Below are 17,334 nucleotides of genomic sequence, written 5' to 3' on the forward strand. Positions count from 1 at the left end.
GATATCGCTGCGGGGAGCGGCCTAGATATCGCCGCGCGCGCTGGCGCGGGCTTCGAGCAGCGACCAGAGGCCACGGTGCTGCGCGTAGAATTGCTGCGCGCCGAACGCGATCGCGCGCTCGCGACCCGCGCCGGTGCCGAGCCGCGGCACGATCGCGGCGCAGTCGTCGGGGGTCGGGATCGAGAGTGCCGGCGCGTCGACCTCGAGCCGCGACGCCGCGACATCGAGGACCCCGCGCACCGCGACCCAGTCGTAGAGCAGCGCCGCGATCGCCCCGCTCGCACAGCCTGCACGGCCCGATCCGCCCAGCATGCCGAGCGCATGACGCAGCCCCGCGAGTGCTGCCTCCGTCTCGGCCTGGCCCGGCGTCGACGGCACGGGGCCGACCGCGGCGGTGAGCTGCGCGAGGAAGGTGCGCTCGGCGGCGAAGCTGCGCGCTGCGATTTCGATCCAGGGCAGCGCCTCGGGCTGCCGCGCGTGCGCGAGCGCGTCCTCGATCATTCCGGGGAAGCGGCCGTGCACGTCGCAGATCGCGTGGACCGCATCGGACAGCGTGCGCTGGAGCGGAACCGGGAGCGGGGTGGCGACCGCGGCGAGCAGCCGGCGGAGGTGCGGATGCGCGCTGCTGCCATCGGCGTCACCGAGGCGCACGACGACGGTCCAGGCATTGCCCTTCGCGTCGCCGCCCTTTCCGTCGAATGCCGTCGTCAAATCCATGATGCCCCGGTCGTGCCAACCGCATGCGCCCCATACGCACCGTCCTGTATCAATGCTTTGGAGCAGGGCGCGTAAAGACGAGGTGTATGCGGCGTTAACCAGCGTGTAACCATGAGGGTGCAACGGGACGCCGGCTCCCCGGCAACCCCGCAGCGGACCCCGTGGCAGGCGGCGCGAAACCGGCTTTACCTCGGCGGGGTGCACCGCGATAACGCGCACGCTGCCGGCCGTCCGTCGCGGCTGTTCCCTCGGAGACTACAGGATGCGTACATGGTTGCTCGGGCTTGCACTTGCTTCGGTCGGATCCGCCGCCATGGCCGCTAACGACGCGCCGCAGACGGGTACGCCGGCGGGCACGCAGGTCCCGGCGCAGGCTTCCGCGCAGACCCCCACCCAGACTGGCGAGACGGGCGTCGACGCGGGCGGTCCGGCGGTCGGTGCACCTGGCGACCTCACGCTGGCGCGCGTGTTCGCCAATCCCGACCTGTCGGGGCCCCAGCCACGCGCGGTTCGCCTGTCGCCCGATGGCGGCTTGCTCACGTCGCTGCGCAACCGGACCGACGAGAAGGAACGCTTCGACCTGTGGGCGGTGGATACGGCGACCGGGCAGGAGCGGATGCTGGTCGATTCGAAGAGCGTGGGCAGCGGCGCCGAGCTGAGCGAGGCCGAGAAGATGCAGCGCGAGCGGGCGCGGATCGCCGGGTCGAAGGGCATCGTCGCCTATGACTGGGCGCCCGACGGCAAGTCGATCCTCGTGCCGCTCGACGGCGACCTGTACATCGCGACGCTCGACGGCAAGGTCCGCCGGCTGACCGACAAGCCCGGCGGGCAGCTGAACCCGGTGATCAGCCCCAAGGGCGGGTTCGTGTCCTATGTCCGCGACCAGAATCTCGTCGTCCAGCCGCTCGGCGGTGGCGAGGCGCGCGCGGTCACCAAGGGCGGCGGCGGCACCGTGCATTTCGGCGAGGCGGAATTTGTCGCGCAAGAGGAAATGGACCGCCTTACGGGCTATTGGTGGTCGCCCGACGAGCGCTATGTCGCGGTCGAGCGGTTCGACGAGGCGCCGGTGCGGATCTTCACGCGCGCGTCGATCGGCGCGACCGGGACCAAGGTCTATGACCAGCGCTATCCCGCCGCGGGAACGCCCAACGCACTCGTCGAGCTTTACGTGATGAAGCCCGACGGGTCGGGGCAGGTGAAGGTCGATCTGGGGACCAACCCCGACATCTATCTCGCGCGCGTCGACTGGACGCCCGACGGGACGATGCTGCTGGTGCAACGCCAGAGCCGCGATCAGAAGCTGCTCGAGATGCTCCGCGTCGACCCCGCGACGGGCAAGTCGACGATCCTGTTCACCGAGAAATCGGGGGTGAAGAGCTGGCTCAACCTGTCCGACGCGTACCGCGTATTGAACGACGGCAGCCTGATCTGGCGGTCGGAGCGCGGCGGCTATGGCCATCTCTACCGGTTTGCGGCGGGGCGCTGGACGCAGCTGACCAAGGGCGACTGGGTGGTGACCGAACTGGTCGGTGTCGACCAGGCGAAGGGGCGGCTGTTCTTCACGGGCAACAAGGACGACGTGCTCGAGCAGCAGCTCTATTCGGTCGACGTCGCCAAGCCGAACGCGATCACCAGGCTGACCGAGCGCGGCTGGTGGAACAGCGCGACGATGGACGCTGCGGGAACGCGGTTCATCGTCTCGCGCTCGAACCCGTCACAGCCGACGCAGGTCTATCTGGCGGATGCGGCCGGCAAGCGGATCTCGTGGATCAACGAGAATGCGGTCAAGGAGGGGCATCCCTATTACCCCTATGCCGCGAGCCACCAGCAGACCAAGTTCGGCACGCTGAAGGCCAAGGACGGCACGACGCTCTATTACGAGATGATCACCCCGCCGCTTGAGCCGGGGAAGAAATATCCCGTCTTCTTCCAGCATTATGGCGGTCCGGGTACCGGCCAGCAGGTCACGCGCGGTTGGCAGGGGCCGCTCCCGCAATATCTCGTCGATCAGGGCTGGATCTTCTTCCAGATCGACAATCGCGGCTCGTACAACCGCGGCAAGAAGTTCGAGGACCATATCTATCACGCGATGGGGACGGTCGAGGTCGAGGACCAGCTGAGCGGGGCGGAGTATCTGAAGACGCTGCCGTTCGTCGAGCCGAGCAAGATCGCGACCTATGGCTGGTCGTACGGCGGGTACATGTCGCTGAAGATGCTCGAGAAGACGCCGGGGGTCTATGCTGCCGCGGTGTCGGGCGCGCCGGTCACCGACTGGCAGCTCTACGACACGCATTATACCGAGCGGTATCTGGGCGATCCGAAGACCGATCCGGCGAGCTATGCGACGTCGGCGGCGGTCGAGGATGCACCCTTGATCAAGGATCCGCTGCTGCTGATCCACGGGATGGCGGACGACAATGTGTTCCTCGACAATTCGACCAAGGTGGCCGCCAAGATGCAGGCGACCGCGACGCCGTTCGAGATGATGTTCTACCCCGGCTATACGCACCGCGTCGCGGGGCCGGGGATTAGCGAGCATGTCTGGGGGACGATCCTGAACTTCCTCGACCGGACGGTGAAGGACAAGCCGGTTCAGTAAGCTCCGTCATCCTGGGCTCGACCCAGGATCCGGGGCCATGAGCGGTGACGTTCGTGGCCCTGGATCCTGACTTTCGTCAGGATGACGGGGAGCGTTGGCTTGCCACAGACGAAATAAAGTTATCTGGCGGGCGTCGTTCGGGACGTTTAAGGACGCGCGCAAACCCCGGCGGGGCGGGTACAATCGGAGAAGTGTGATGGGTTATCGGATCGTGGTCGCAGGGGCGACCGGCAATGTCGGGCGCGAAATGCTCAACATCCTGGCGGAGCGCGAATTTCCCGCGGACGAGATCGCCTGCGTCGCATCGTCGCGCAGCCAAGGCGAGATGGTCGACTATGGCGACACCGGCAAGCAGATCAAATGCCAGAATATCGAGAATTTCGACCCCAGCGGCTGGGACATGGCGCTGTTCGCGATCGGGTCTGAGGCAACCGCGGTCTATGCGCCGAAGTTCGCCGCGGCAGGGTGCACCGTGATCGACAATTCGTCGCTGTACCGGATGGATCCGGACGTGCCGCTGATCGTGCCCGAAGTGAACGCCGACGCGATCGACGGCTACAAGGTGCGGAACATCATCGCCAACCCGAACTGCTCGACCGCGCAGATGGTCGTCGCGCTCAAGCCGCTGCATGACGCCGCCAAGATCACGCGCGTCGTCGTCGCGACCTATCAGTCGGTGTCGGGGGCGGGCAAGCAGGGGATGGACGAGCTGTTCGAGCAGAGCCGCAACATCTTCGTCGGCGACCCGGCCGAGGCCAAGAAGTTCACCAAGCAGATCGCGTTCAACGTGATCCCGCACATCGACAGCTTCCTCGACGACGGCTCGACCAAGGAAGAGTGGAAGATGGTGGTCGAGACCAAGAAGATCCTCGACCCGAAGATCAAGGTCACCGCGACCTGCGTCCGCGTGCCGGTGTTCGTCGGCCATTCGGAAGCGATCAACATCGAGTTCGAGAACGAGATCTCGGCCGAGGAGGCGCAGAACATCCTGCGCGAGGCGCCCGGGGTCATGCTGATCGATAAGCGCGAGGATGGCGGCTATATCACGCCGATCGAATGCGTCGGCGAGTTCGCGACCTTCATCAGCCGCGTGCGCGAGGATTCGACCGTCGAGAACGGGATCAACCTGTGGTGCGTGTCGGACAATCTGCGCAAGGGCGCGGCGCTGAACGCGGTGCAGATCGCCGAGCTGCTCGGTCGACGGCATCTGAAGAAGGACGCGTAAGGGACTGATCTGGGGGAGGCTGTGCCGCACTCCCGTCATCCCGGGCTCGACCCGGGACCCAGTGCCATAGATGTCGCCCTTGATACTCTGGGTCCCGGGTCGGGCCCGGGATGACGGAGAGGGTCGGCGGCGATTAGTGCCCGATATACCGTCCCGGCCGGTGCCAGGCGATCAGGATCAGACTGATCGCCGCCGCGCTGAGCACCGACCAGACGAGCTGGCCCGTGCTGACCACGGGGATCGCTGCGGCGAGGATCACGACGTCGAGCGCGATCTGCGTACGGCCCGCATTCCAGCCGCGCGTGCGCTGCAGCCAGAGCGTCACGACGCCGGTGCCGCCGACCCCGGCCTGATGCCGCGCGAGGACGAGGATGCCGAGCCCGATCACTGTGCCGCCGACGACCGCGGCGAAGAACGGGTGCATCTGGTCGACGTGCATCGATCCGCCCGCAAAGGTCGAGAAGGCGGCGATCCCTGCATTCACCAGCATCGTCTTGATCGCGAAGCGGCGGCCCATCGCGTAATGCGCGAACAGGAAGAAGGGCAGGTTGATCAGCGTGAACAGCACGCCCGTCGGCAAGGGCACCAGATAGGACAGGAGCAGCGCGATCCCGGCGATTCCGCCGGTGACGAGCCCGGCCGCCTTCAGGAACACGAGCCCGATCACGAGCAGGATGCAGCCGATGACGAGCGCGTAGAAATCCTCCGCGATGCTGTGCGGGCGTCCCAGCGGAAGGGTGGCTATGGGGAGGGTGGCGGCAGATGGCGGCATTGCGGGTCCTTGGTCGGGCCCTTCGCGCATCCTCGGTGAATCGTCCGACGCGATCCTTGCGCCATAGCTAGAGAAGTTTGCGCGTCACACTACCCCTTTTTGTGATGGCGTGGTGCGGCGGGGCCATAACGATGCGCGCCCGTCATCCTGACGAAAGTCAGGATCCAAGGGTACCAAGCGCCGCGTTCGTGGCTCTGGGTCCTGACTTTCGTCAGGATGACGTGGGGGTGGGGCGCGGATACTCCTCGGAGCGCGTCTCTTCGTGGCGGTTGACAGCAAGGGGGCGTGTGTCGGACGGGGGCGGCGACATCCTATCACTACAGGGATCTGGATCCGTGGCACATTCCCCGACCGAGACGCAGTATTTCGAGAGCTTCGACGGCACGCGGATCGCGTGGCGCGAAGTCGGCGAGGGGCGGCCGGTGGTGCTGATCCACGGCTATTTCTCCGACGCGAAGACCAACTGGATCCGCTACGGCCACGCCGCCAAGATCGCGGCCAAGGGGTTCCGCGTGATCATGCCCGACCTGCGCGCGCACGGTGAGAGCGGCAAGCCGCACGGGCTGGAATTCTACCCCGCGGATGCGCTGACGCTCGATGGTCATGCGCTGGTCGATCATCTCGGGCTCACCGATTATGATCTCGGCGGCTATTCGCTCGGCGCGCGGACGACGTCGCGGATGCTCGCGACGGGCGCGACGCCAAGGCGCGTGATCTTTTCAGGCATGGGGCTCGCCGGGCTGACCGAGACGTCGCGGCGCGCAGGGCATTTTCGCAACATTCTCAGTAATCTCGGCAAGCATGTTCAGGGCACGCCTGAATGGCTGGCCGAGGCGTTTCTGAAGACGACGGGCGGCGATCCGGTCGCGCTGCTCGGGATTCTCGAGACATTCGCGGACACGCCGATCGAGGCGGTCAAGGCGATCGAGCAGCCGGCGCTGGTCGTCTGCGGCGCGGAGGACGAGGATAACGGGTCGGCGCCGGACCTCGCCGCGGTGCTGCCGCATGGCCGTTATGTCGCGACGCCGGGCGGGCATATGAGCGCGGTGGTGAAGCCCGAGCTCGGCCAGGCGATTGCGGATTTCCTTGCGGGCTAAGTTTCCGTCATCCTGATGAAAATCAGGACCCAGGGTTGCGGGGGGCGGCACGGCTTGGCTCTGGATCCTGACTTTCGTCAGGATGACGGGGCGGGGTGCGCAGGCCGCATCAAGGGGCGGGTTGACCATCCGGCGGCGGATCATCCATCAGGGCTTCACGATAAGGGGATGATGATGGTTCGGTTCAGCGTTTCGATGTTTGCTCTCGCCGGCGCGCTGTGCGCCGCGCCGTCGGTGGCCGGTGCTCAGGCCACCGCTGCTGCGTCCAGGCCGACCGCCGCGCAGGCGGATGCGTTCGTCGCCGAGGCGGAAAAGGTCTTTGCCGCCAAGTCGGTCGACGCCTCGCGCGTGGCGTGGGTGAACGCGACCTACATCACCGACGATACCGATGCGCTCGCGGCGAAGTCGGGGGCGGAGATGACCGATCTCGGCGTCAAATACGCGCTGGGTGCGGCGAAATACGCCAATGTCCCGGGCCTGTCGGTCGACACGAAGCGCAAGCTCGACCTGCTCCGCGGGGGGCTGACGCTGCCCGCGCCGACGCGGCCGGGCGCATCGGACGAGCTGTCGATGCTGACGACGAAGATGTCGTCCTCCTACGGCAAGGGCATGGGGACGCTCGACGGCAAGCCGATCAACGGCTCCGACATCGAGGCGGCGATGGGCGAGAGCCGCGATCCCGCCAAGCTGCAGGAGATGTGGACGAGCTGGAACGACGCGGTCGGTGCGCCGATGCGCGGCGACTATGCCAAGATGACCGCGATCTCGAACGAGGGCGCGCGCGAGCTCGGCTACAAGGATGTGGGCGCGCTCTGGCGGTCGGGCTACGACATGAGCCCCGAGCAGTTCGCCGCGCTGACCGACAAGATCTGGAAAGAGGTCGAGCCGCTCTACATGTCGCTGCACACCTATACGCGGTGGAAGCTCAACGAGAAATATGGCGATGCGGTCCAGGCGAAGACCGGGCCGATCCGCAGCGATCTGCTCGGCAACATGTGGGCGCAGGAATGGGGCAATATCTATGACATCGTCGCCCCCAAGGGGGCTGGCGATCTCGGCTTCGACACGGGCGAGCTGCTGAAGGCCAAGGGCTATGACGCGGTAAAGATGGTGAAGCAGGGTGAAGGCTTCTACTCGTCGCTGGGCTTTGCGCCGCTCCCCGAGACCTTCTGGAAGCGGTCGCAAATCACCAAGCCCGCGGACCGCGACGTGATCTGTCATGCCTCGGCCTGGGATATCGACAACCAGGACGATATCCGCATCAAGATGTGCACCAAGGTGAATGCGGACGACTTCGTCACGATCCACCATGAGCTCGGCCACAATTACTATCAGCGCGCGTACAAGGCGCAGCCGATGCTGTACAAGAATGGCGCGAACGATGGCTTCCATGAGGCGATCGGCGACACCGTCGCGCTGTCGATCACGCCCGATTATCTGGTGAAGATCGGACTTCTCGACCAGGCCAAGGTGCCGAGTGCGGACAAGGACATCGGCCTGTTGCTGCGCCAGGCGATGGACAAGGTCGCGTTCCTGCCGTTCGGGCTGCTGATCGACAAATGGCGCTGGGGCGTGTTCTCGGGGCAGATCCCGACGACCGGCTATCAGGCGGCGTGGGACCAGATGCGGCTGCAATATCAGGGGATCAAGCCGCCGGTCGCGCGCGACGAGACGAAGTTCGACGCGGGCGCGAAATATCACATCCCGGCGGCGGTGCCCTATACGCGCTACTTCCTCGCGCGCGTACTGCAGTTCCAGTTCTACAAGGCGGCGTGCGAGCAGTCGGGGTGGAAGGGGCCGCTGCATCGCTGTTCGTTCTACGGCAACAAGGCGGTCGGCACGAAGCTGAACGCGATGCTGAGCATGGGACAGTCCAAGCCGTGGCCCGATGCGCTGCAGGTGTTCACCGGGAGCCGCGCGATGTCGGGCGCGGCGCTGGTCGAGTATTTCAAGCCGCTCAAGACGTGGCTCGACGTGCAGAACAAGGGCAAGCCTACAGGTTGGTGAGCGGCGGTCGCGGCTGGGGCAACCGCGGGGGTGGCCGGATTCGTCGTCATTCCGTTGTCGTGACGGAGGGCGGCGGACCCGGACGTGCCCAGGGCGGCGTGCCTGGCTCTGGATCCTGACTTGCGTCAGGATGACGAGGGGGCGCCGGCCTTCGCCGCGGTGAGCGCGGGAGCGCTGGGGCGATTATTCGGGGATCGTACCGGCGTCGGCGATGCCGGACTCGAACGACTTCGACGAATCGGTGCCGTCTGCCTGATGCGCGCCCTTGCCCCTGGCCTTCGGAGCCGGGGCGTCCTTCGGCGTGCTGCCGCGCAGCGTGAGGAGCGCGGCGGCCGCGCCGATCATCGCGACCCCGCCGGCGATCGCGGCCGCACCCCATTTGCCGCCGACCTTGTCGGTTGCGGTGGCGATCGGCGACTTCGCGATCGGCTTGCGTGCCGAGGATGGCCGCGGTGTGCTGCGCTTCGTCGAGCGCGGCTTGGGCGCGGGCTTGGCGGCGGGCTTGCGCGGCGTGGGACCCACGGGCTTTTCAGCGACGGGCTTGGCCGCGGTCGCGGGTTTCGGCGTCGCCTTGGGTGCCACCTTGCAGGCTGCCGGGGCCGCCGTCTTGCGGGGGGCACGGCGGCGCGTCACGGGCTTCTTGACGTCCGTATCGGGGGTATCGGTGTCAGCCACGGCTATGCTCCCTGATGAAAATGATTCCGGATGCGTAACGCATTGCGCCCCGATCCGCTCCGTCGACGACGCCATCGCTCAGTGGAACGGGGGCTCAGCGGAACGGCGGCTCAGCGGAACGGCGGCTCGTCGAACGCGCGCAGCTTGCGGCTGTGGAGCTTGGCGCCCTCGAGCCGCAATTGTTCGCACGTCTCGATCCCGATCCGCAGATGCTCGCTGATCGCGCGCTCGTAGAAGCGGTTGGCCTGGCCCGGCAGCTTCAGTTCGCCGTGGAGCGGCTTGTCCGAAACGCAGAGCAGCGTGCCGTAGGGGACGCGGAAGCGATAGCCCTGCGCGGCGATCGTCGCCGATTCCATGTCGATGCCGACCGCGCGGCTGAGCGAGAACCGCAGCGCCGACTTCGAATAGCGCAATTCCCAGTTGCGATCGTCGGTGGTGACGATCGTACCCGTGCGCAGGCGGCGCTTGAGATCCTCGCCCGACTGACCCGAGACGATCTCGGCAGCCTTCGCCATCGCGACCTGGACCTCGGCGATCGCGGGGACGGGGATCTCGGGCGGAAGGACGTCGTCGAGGACGTGGTCGTCGCGCAGATAGGCGTGCGCGAGGACATAGTCGCCGATCCGCTGGCTGGGGCGCAGCCCGCCGCAATGCCCGATCATCAGCCACGCCTCGGGACGCAGCACCGCAAGATGGTCGCAGATCGTCTTGGCGTTGGATGGTCCGACGCCGATGTTGACGAGCGTGATGCCGGTCCGATCGTCCGCCATCAGGTGATAGGCGGGCATCTGGTGACGGCGCCATGCGCTGTCGGAGATGATCTTGTCGATGTCGTCGCCCGACGAGATCGTGATCCCGCCCGCGCCCGACAGGCTGGTGAAGCGGCTTGGCGTTCCATCCGGTTTCGGCCCGAGCTGCGTTCCCGCCCAGCGAACGAATTCATCGACATAGCGGTGATAGTTCGTGAACAATACGAAGCGCTGCGCATGCTCGGCGGGGGTGCCCATATAGTGGCGCAGCCGCGCGAGGCTGAAATCGGTGCGAAGCCCGTCGAACAGCGCGAGCGGGCGGATAGCGTCCTGCGCGACCCAGAGGCCGTCGGCGATCTCGTCGCCGATATGCGCGAGCTCGGTGGCGGGGAAGAAGCGGGCGAGCTCGGTCGCGGAGACCTCGTCGAGGCTGAGCGCGTGGCCGGGATCGATGACATAGGGGAAGGGGATTTCCTGCCGCCCCTCGACCGCCTCGACGTCGACGTCATAATCCTCGATCAGCAGCGTGAGCTGTTCGGTCAGATAATCGGCGAAGATCGCGGGCTTGGTGACGCTGATCCGGTATTCGCCGGGGCTCACCATCCGCCCGAACGAGCGCAGCGGCGTGGGGCGGTCGACGCCACCCTTGTAGATCAGGCGGATCTCGGGATAGGCGAACGCGCCGTCGCTGCGGCTGGCCGGATCGGGCACGGTGCCGTCGGCGATATACGCGCTCATGGCGGACTGAAGACGCGCGACGGAGGCGCGGTAGAGGCGGTCGAGTTCGGCGACCAGATCGGATGCGATTGTCATCGCGCAGTGTTACGCGGGGCAGGTTACGGAGGCAAGACGTCGGGCGACGCCAAATCCTCCCCCTCGCGGGGGAGGATCGAAACGGATCAGATCTCGCTGAGCAGGTGTTCGGCGGAGCTGACCTTGAACTCGCCCGGGGCCTCGACGTTGAGCTGTTCGACGACGCCGTCGTTGACGATCATCGAATAACGCTGGCTGCGCGTGCCCATGCCGAAGCCCGAGCCGTCCATCGTCAGGCCGATCGCCTTGGCGAAGTCGCCATTGCCGTCGGCGAGCAACGTGATGTCGCCGGCGCCCGCGGACTTGCCCCATGCGTCCATCACGAACGCGTCATTGACCGAGGTGCAGGCGATCTCGTCGACGCCCTTGGCCTTCAGCGCGGCTTCCTTCTCGACGAAGCCCGGCAGGTGCTTGGCCGAGCAGGTCGGCGTGAACGCGCCGGGGACGGCGAACAGCGCGACCTTGCGGCCCGCGAAGAAGCTCTCGGACTCGATCTGATCGGGGCCATCGGCCGTGGCCTTGACGAATTTGGTGTTGGGAAGGCGGTCGCCGACGCTGATCGTCATGGATAATCTCCTGGGTGTCGCGAGAAGGTCTCGGAGCGGACCAGTACCTCGGATGGCGGCATGGCGATTTCAAGCGTGGCGGCTGGGGGTCCGCGTCGCTATGTGACAAAGCATGGACAAGACGGCCTTTCTTTCCGGACAATTCCTGCTGGCGATGCCCGGCATGAGCGACCCGCGGTTCGCGCGCGCGGTCATCGCGATGTGCAGCCACGATGCGACGGGTGCGATCGGGATCGGGCTTGGGGCGACGATTGACGGCCTGGGTTTCCACGATTTGCTCGAGCAGTTCGAGATCGCGCCGGGCGACGCGCCGAACGCACCGGTGCATTTCGGCGGACCGGTCGAGCCGCGGCGGGGCTTCGTCGTGCATTCGCGCGATTGGGGCGGGCAGGATACGATCGATGTCGCCGGGCTGTGGGCCTTGTCGGGTACGGTCGACGTGCTGCGCGCGATCGCCGAGGGCAAGGGGCCGTCGCAGTGGGTGGTCGCGCTGGGCTATGCGGGCTGGGATGGCGGGCAGATCGAGGGCGAACTGTCCCGCCCCGGCTGGTTCAACGTCGCAGGCGATACCGACCTGCTGTTCGAGACCGCGGCGAAGGACCGCTGGACGAGCGCGTTCGCCAAGGCGGGGGTCGATCCGCGGCTGCTGGTGGCGGAGACGGGGCGGGCCTGACCGGATCCTTCTGCTTGGCGGGCGAGGAAAGTTCGGGTGGTCTAGGACCGTCGTCGGGGTTTCGGGCGTCATATAAAGATATCTTTATATTTGATTTGGCGCGCTCGATCCTCTATGCGGCGGCGCATCCGGCACGGGCATGAGGCTCGCCGATCAAAGATTTCCAGGAGACATCCTCGTGGCCACCACGCTCGCGCCCCAGAAGACGGACGGCAAGACCGATTACGTCGTCGCCGACCTCAGCCTCGCCGATTTCGGCCGCGCCGAGATCAACATTGCCGAAACCGAAATGCCGGGCCTGATGGCGCTCCGCGAGGAATTCGGCGCAGCGCAGCCGCTCAAGGGCGCGCGGATCACCGGTTCGCTGCACATGACGATCCAGACCGCGGTGCTGATCGAGACGCTGACCGCGCTCGGCGCCGACGTCCGTTGGGCGACGTGCAACATCTTCTCGACGCAGGATCATGCCGCCGCCGCGATCGCCGCGACCGGCGTGCCGGTCTTCGCGATCAAGGGCGAGACGCTCGCCGATTACTGGAACTATGTCGGCGACATCTTCTCGTGGGATCGCGACGTCGAAGGCCAGACCGCCAACATCATCCTCGACGACGGCGGCGACGCGACGATGTTCGCACTCTGGGGCGCCAAGCTCGAGGCCGGCCACACGATGCCCGAGCCCGAGAACGAGGAAGAGGTCGAGATGCAGCGTGCGCTGAAAGCGTATGTCGCGAAGAACCCCGGCTATCTGACCGAGACGGTCAAGAACCTGAAGGGCGTTTCGGAAGAGACCACCACCGGCGTTCACCGCCTGTACGAGATCGCGAAGAAGGGCGAGCTGCCGTTCCCCGCGATCAACGTCAACGACTCGGTCACCAAGTCGAAGTTCGACAATCTGTACGGCTGCAAGGAATCGCTGGTCGACGCGATCCGTCGCGCGACCGACGTCATGCTCGCGGGCAAGGTCGCCTGCGTCGCCGGTTTCGGTGACGTCGGCAAGGGCTCGGCGCAGTCGCTCCGCAACGGCGGCGCACGCGTGATGGTGACCGAAGTCGATCCGATCTGCGCATTGCAGGCGGCGATGGAGGGCTTCGAGGTCGTGACGATGGAAGACGCCGTGAAGCGCGCGGACATCTTCTGCACCGCAACCGGCAATGCCGACGTCATCACCGCCGATCACATGAAGGCGATGAAGCCGATGTCGATCGTCTGCAACATCGGTCACTTCGACTCGGAGATCCAGATCGCCGCGCTGTCCAACTATGACTGGACCGAAGTGAAGCCGGGCACCGACCTGGTGAAGTTCCCGGACGGCAAGCAGATCATCATCCTCGCAAAGGGTCGCCTCGTGAACCTGGGTTGCGCGACTGGTCACCCGTCGTTCGTGATGTCGGCCTCGTTCACCAACCAGACGCTCGCACAGATCGAGCTCTGGACGAAGGGCGAGAACTACAAGAACGAAGTGTACGTCCTGCCGAAGCATCTCGACGAGAAGGTCGCAGCGCTGCACCTCGAAAAGCTCGGCGTGAAGCTGTCGAAGCTGTCGGACAAGCAGGCCGGTTATATCGGCGTGCCCGTCGAAGGCCCGTTCAAGCCGGATCACTACCGCTACTGATCGCCCACGCGATCGACCGCGCTACGGGGCCGCGTCTACCGGGAGGTGGACGCGGCCTTTGTCGTTTTGGGGCAAGTGATACCGACCAGATCCTGCCGGGTTCGCAGGTGGTTAGGACGCGGTCTTCGGATCCGGTTTGACGGTCGGCGACGGCGCCGACGACGCGGCGGCAGTGCCCGGCTTGCGACGGACGCCATCGAGGTCGCGGGGCGGTACGGCCGCGGGGGATGGCGGGTCGCCCGCGACGGGGACCGCACGCAGCGTCTGCTGAGTCCGCATGCACTGCGACAGATCGGTCCGGCGGACCTGCTGGCAGTTCCACAGCGACTTCTCGTAACTGTTCGCCCGGTCACGCATATAGCTGAACGTCATCGCCGACGTCTGCGCGGGGGTGAGCGGCAGGCTGGTCGCGGCCTTGGTGCGGTCCGCCCATGCCATGTAGCGGCAGAAGGCGCGGTCGCCACAGGCCTCGACCGCAACGGTCTGGAAACTCGCCGACAGCGTGCCCGGCGGGAAGACGACGAGCAACGTGTCGCGGTCGGCGGCGGGGGTCGGCGCCGCCGAAGCCGCCGCAACGTCGGGACCGGCGCCCGCGGTGTCGCCCTCGAAGACGAAGCCCATCGCCGCCGACGCCTCGGCGAGGGCCGCGTCGGCCTGCTCGAGCGCGGCGCCGGTGCGGTGCGCGTCGGAGATCTGCGCGAGCTGCGCGATCACGGGTTCGCTGCCCTCGGGTTGGCGGCGGAACGCGGGGGGCGTGCCCCACCAGCCCGACCAGCGGAAGAACAGGTGCGACTTGACCGCGACGATCTTGTCGAGGCTCGACTGCCAATACGGGACGACCCAGTCGGTATGGTAATGCGTGGCATAGCCGACCGGGCGATACACTGATCCCGCGAGCGCGGCGGCGGCGACCTCGCGCGCACGCCGCCATGCGTCGTCGCTCGGCGACCATCGGCGCAGCGCGCCGTCGCAGCTGAAACTGAACTGGCAGCCGGTCTCGCGCGCCTCGCCCTCGAAGACGACGCCGCAGACGGTCTTGGGGAAGGCGGGGTGCCGCAGCCGGTTGAGCACGACCTGCGCCACCGCGCGTTCGCCGAGCGTGTCGTCGCCCGCCTCGTAGAGAATGCCCGCGGCCATGCAGTCGGTCGCGCGCGCGCGATCCGCGGTTCCGCCGGCAAAACGGAATGGCCGCGCGGCGGGGTTGGGGTCGGTCGAGAAGGGGACGCTCGCGTTGAACGCGCGCGCATCCTCGGGCGCGAGATCGACGAACTTGACGGGTTCGACCTGTGGCAGCTCCGCCTGCGGCACCACGCGGGGGCGGGGGATGACCGGCACCCCCCGCTTGCGGACGGCGGGCGGGTCCGACACGACGAGCGACGGTACCGCGATCGCCGCCGCGGCGATCGCGAGTACCGACACGCGAACCAGCGTCGACCGGCGCGTGCCGGTCCCGGTGGTCTCTTCGCCGGGCGCGTCCGGTAGGGCGCCGGCGTCGCCACGCGCGTCGATCATCGTCTTCACTGCTCCGGAAGGAAGTCCGGCACCGACAGATAGCGCTCGCCGGTGTCGTAGTTGAAGCCGAGGACGCGGACGTCGTCGGGCAGGTCGGGCAGCTTCTGCAGGATCGCCGCAAGCGTCGCGCCCGAGCTGATCCCGACCAATATGCCTTCCTCGCTCGCCGAACGACGCGCCATGTCCTTGGCGACCGCGGCATCGACCTCGATCACGCCGTCGATCGCCTGGGTGTGGAGATTGGCGGGAATGAAGCCCGCGCCGATGCCCTGGATCGGATGCGGCCCGGGCTGGCCGCCCGCGATCACGGGCGACGCGGCGGGCTCGACCGCATAGACCTTGAGCGATGGCCATTCGGCCTTGAGCGCCTGTGCGACGCCGGTGATGTGACCGCCCGTACCGACCCCGGTGATGATCACGTCAATCGGCGAATCGCGGAAGTCGTTGAGGATTTCCTGTGCCGTCGTACGCACATGCACGTCGATGTTCGCAGGATTTTCGAACTGTTGCGGCATCCACGCACCGGGCGTCTGCGCGACGAGTTCGCGCGCACGCTCGATCGCGCCCTTCATCCCCTTTTCACGCGGGGTGAGATCGAAGGTCGCACCATAAGCGAGCATCAGGCGGCGGCGTTCGAGGCTCATGCTCTCGGGCATGACGAGCACGAGCTTGTAGCCCTTGACCGCGGCGACCATCGCGAGACCGACGCCGGTGTTGCCGCTGGTGGGTTCGATGATCGTCCCGCCGGGCTTCAGGCGACCATCCGCCTCTGCCGCCTCGATCATCGCGAGCGCGATCCGGTCCTTGATCGAACCGCCGGGGTTCGAGCGCTCGGACTTCACCCAGACCTCGGAGTCGGGGAACAGCTTCGACAGGCGGATGTGCGGCGTGTTGCCGATCGTGTCGAGGATCGTGTGGGCCTTCATGGCTTGGCTTCTCCGTGCTGGGGTTCGGTCTCTAGTATCTCTGGCGGATCAAAGGTCTTGGCGCGTCCGAGTTCCGGGAACAGCCGCGCCCAGCCGATCGTGACGGCAATAGCACCGACGCCCCCGAACACCACTGCACCGACCGGGCCGAGCATCGCCGCCATCACGCCGCTCTCGAACTCGCCGAGCTCGTTCGATGCCGAGATCGTCAGCTGCGAGACCGCGCTGACCCGGCCGCGCATGACGTCGGGGGTGTGAAGCTGGATCAGCGACTGGCGGACATAGACCGAGATCATGTCGGCACCCCCCGCGACGATCAGCGCGACGAGGCTGAGCAGGAAGGCGGGGTGGACGGGGATGCCGGCGATCGTGCCGGGCGCGATGCCGAGCAGGTCGACGATCGGGGAGGCGACGCCGAAGGTCAGGATCGCGAGCCCGAACACGACGACCGCGATCAGCATCTTCACGCCGACATTGCTGCTCATCGGCCGGAACGAGAACCAGATCGCGGTGACGGCGGCGCCGATCCCCATTCCCGCCGCGAGCACGCCGAGGCCCTGCGACCCGACGTGGAGGATGTCGCGCGCATAGACGGGCAGCAGCGAGGTGGCGCCCGCCAGCAGCACCGCGAACAGGTCGAGCGTGATCGTCGCGAGCACGAGCCGGTTGCGGCGGACATAGGTGAAGCCCTCGATGATCCGTGCCAGCGGGCGGTGATCGGTCTGCGCGGCGGGCTGTGCCACCGGGCCGATCAGGAACATGAAGACGAGCGCGACGAGGAACAGCAACGTCGCGACGCCGTAGGCGACCTCGGGATGGATCGCGTAGAGCAGCCCGCCGACGCTCGGCCCGGCGATCGTGCCGACCTGCCACGCGATCGAGCTGACGGCGATTGCGGTCGGCAGGACCGCGCGGGGGACCAGATTGGGGGCAAGCGCGGAATAGGCCGGGCCTGAAAAGGCACGCGCGACGCCGAACGCGACCGCCGCGGTGAACAGCGCGCCGAGCGTCAGATGGCCCGACCAGGTCAGCAGCCAGAGCGTCGCCGCGGTCAGCACGAGCAGTCCCGTGGTCCCGCGCACGATCCAGCGACGGTCGAAGCTGTCCGCGACGAGCCCGGTGATCGGGGTCAGCAGGAACAGCGGGACGAACTGCGCAAAGCCGATCATCCCGAGCATGAACGCGGCCTGGCGGATGTCCATCGTTTCGCGCGCGAGATTGTAGACCTGCCACCCGATGACGATCGACATCGCGCTGACCGCGATCGTGCCGGTGAAGCGGGACAGCCAATAGGCGCGGAAATTGGCGATCCGGAAGGGATGCTGATGCGGGTCGATCGTCGGGTCCATCGTCCCGGGCTTTAGGGGGAAGCGCGCGCGAAGGGCAACCGG

At 66.8% G+C, this 17,334-nt stretch carries 14 protein-coding genes; 6 read left to right on the top strand and 8 right to left on the bottom strand.

Annotated features, from left to right (window positions below; all coding sequences use genetic code 11):
- Window positions 1–21: 21 nt before the first annotated feature.
- The gene (locus tag ASE72_RS17535) at window positions 22–717 is read right to left on the bottom strand and encodes a DUF6975 family protein (protein ID WP_200916373.1); all 696 of its coding nucleotides are present in this window, start codon (window positions 715–717) and stop codon (window positions 22–24) included.
- Window positions 718–979: 262 nt separating this feature from the next.
- Between ASE72_RS17535 and ASE72_RS17540 the strand changes: the two genes are divergently transcribed.
- A complete protein-coding gene (locus tag ASE72_RS17540) occupies window positions 980–3,316 on the top strand; it encodes a S9 family peptidase (RefSeq protein WP_056024687.1) in 2,337 nt (778 codons plus the stop codon).
- Between the two features lie 196 nt (window positions 3,317–3,512).
- Window positions 3,513–4,541: an aspartate-semialdehyde dehydrogenase gene (locus ASE72_RS17545; RefSeq protein WP_056024692.1), complete on the top strand. Its 1,029-nt coding sequence runs from the start codon at window positions 3,513–3,515 to the stop codon at window positions 4,539–4,541.
- Window positions 4,542–4,674: 133 nt separating this feature from the next.
- Here ASE72_RS17545 and ASE72_RS17550 read toward each other — a convergent pair whose 3' ends face one another.
- Window positions 4,675–5,313 (bottom strand): YitT family protein, encoded by a 639-nt coding sequence (locus tag ASE72_RS17550; protein ID WP_056024854.1) that lies wholly within the window; start codon window positions 5,311–5,313, stop codon window positions 4,675–4,677.
- A 335-nt stretch (window positions 5,314–5,648) separates the two neighbouring features.
- Here ASE72_RS17550 and ASE72_RS17555 point away from each other — a divergent pair, with 335 nt between their 5' ends.
- Window positions 5,649–6,410 (top strand): alpha/beta fold hydrolase, encoded by a 762-nt coding sequence (locus ASE72_RS17555; RefSeq protein WP_056024696.1) that lies wholly within the window; start codon window positions 5,649–5,651, stop codon window positions 6,408–6,410.
- A gap of 174 nt (window positions 6,411–6,584) precedes the next feature.
- Window positions 6,585–8,417, top strand: a complete 1,833-nt coding sequence (locus ASE72_RS17560; RefSeq protein ID WP_056024857.1) for a M2 family metallopeptidase — start codon at window positions 6,585–6,587, stop codon at window positions 8,415–8,417.
- Window positions 8,418–8,600: 183 nt separating this feature from the next.
- Here ASE72_RS17560 and ASE72_RS17565 read toward each other — a convergent pair whose 3' ends face one another.
- The 3 genes from ASE72_RS17565 to ASE72_RS17575 all read right to left on the bottom strand — a co-directional run bounded on the left by ASE72_RS17565 (window position 8,601) and on the right by ASE72_RS17575 (window position 11,220).
- A complete protein-coding gene (locus tag ASE72_RS17565) occupies window positions 8,601–9,092 on the bottom strand; it encodes a hypothetical protein (RefSeq protein WP_082446259.1) in 492 nt (163 codons plus the stop codon).
- A 110-nt stretch (window positions 9,093–9,202) separates the two neighbouring features.
- Window positions 9,203–10,654 (bottom strand): AMP nucleosidase, encoded by a 1,452-nt coding sequence (locus ASE72_RS17570; protein ID WP_056024699.1) that lies wholly within the window; start codon window positions 10,652–10,654, stop codon window positions 9,203–9,205.
- An 86-nt stretch (window positions 10,655–10,740) separates the two neighbouring features.
- The gene (locus ASE72_RS17575; RefSeq protein WP_056024702.1) at window positions 10,741–11,220 is read right to left on the bottom strand and encodes a peroxiredoxin; all 480 of its coding nucleotides are present in this window, start codon (window positions 11,218–11,220) and stop codon (window positions 10,741–10,743) included.
- A gap of 112 nt (window positions 11,221–11,332) precedes the next feature.
- On the opposite strand from ASE72_RS17575, the gene ASE72_RS17580 reads away from it, so the two are divergent.
- Together ASE72_RS17580 and ahcY are read left to right on the top strand one after the other, a co-directional pair.
- Window positions 11,333–11,893, top strand: a complete 561-nt coding sequence (locus ASE72_RS17580) for a YqgE/AlgH family protein (protein ID WP_056024705.1) — start codon at window positions 11,333–11,335, stop codon at window positions 11,891–11,893.
- 178 nt (window positions 11,894–12,071) lie between these two features.
- Complete coding sequence (gene ahcY, locus ASE72_RS17585; protein ID WP_056024708.1) at window positions 12,072–13,505, top strand: adenosylhomocysteinase; 1,434 nt, start codon at window positions 12,072–12,074, stop codon at window positions 13,503–13,505.
- A 111-nt stretch (window positions 13,506–13,616) separates the two neighbouring features.
- On the opposite strand, the gene ASE72_RS17590 is transcribed toward ahcY, so the two are convergent.
- From ASE72_RS17590 to ASE72_RS17600, 3 genes are read right to left on the bottom strand one after another with little or no spacing between them, the layout of a single operon-like run.
- Window positions 13,617–15,017 carry a cell wall hydrolase gene (locus ASE72_RS17590; RefSeq protein ID WP_082446263.1) on the bottom strand — a complete coding sequence of 467 codons (1,401 nt, stop codon included), beginning with the start codon at window positions 15,015–15,017 and terminating at the stop codon, window positions 13,617–13,619.
- A 5-nt stretch (window positions 15,018–15,022) separates the two neighbouring features.
- Window positions 15,023–15,943, bottom strand: a complete 921-nt coding sequence (cysK, locus tag ASE72_RS17595) for a cysteine synthase A (protein WP_056024711.1) — start codon at window positions 15,941–15,943, stop codon at window positions 15,023–15,025.
- Complete coding sequence (locus ASE72_RS17600; protein ID WP_056024714.1) at window positions 15,940–17,292, bottom strand: MFS transporter; 1,353 nt, start codon at window positions 17,290–17,292, stop codon at window positions 15,940–15,942. Before ASE72_RS17600 ends, cysK begins: the two co-directional genes overlap by 4 nt.
- Window positions 17,293–17,334: the final 42 nt, after the last annotated feature.

Origin of the sequence: Sphingomonas sp. Leaf20 (assembly GCF_001421535.1) — a bacterium.
Taxonomy (GTDB): Bacteria; Pseudomonadota; Alphaproteobacteria; order Sphingomonadales; family Sphingomonadaceae; genus Sphingomonas.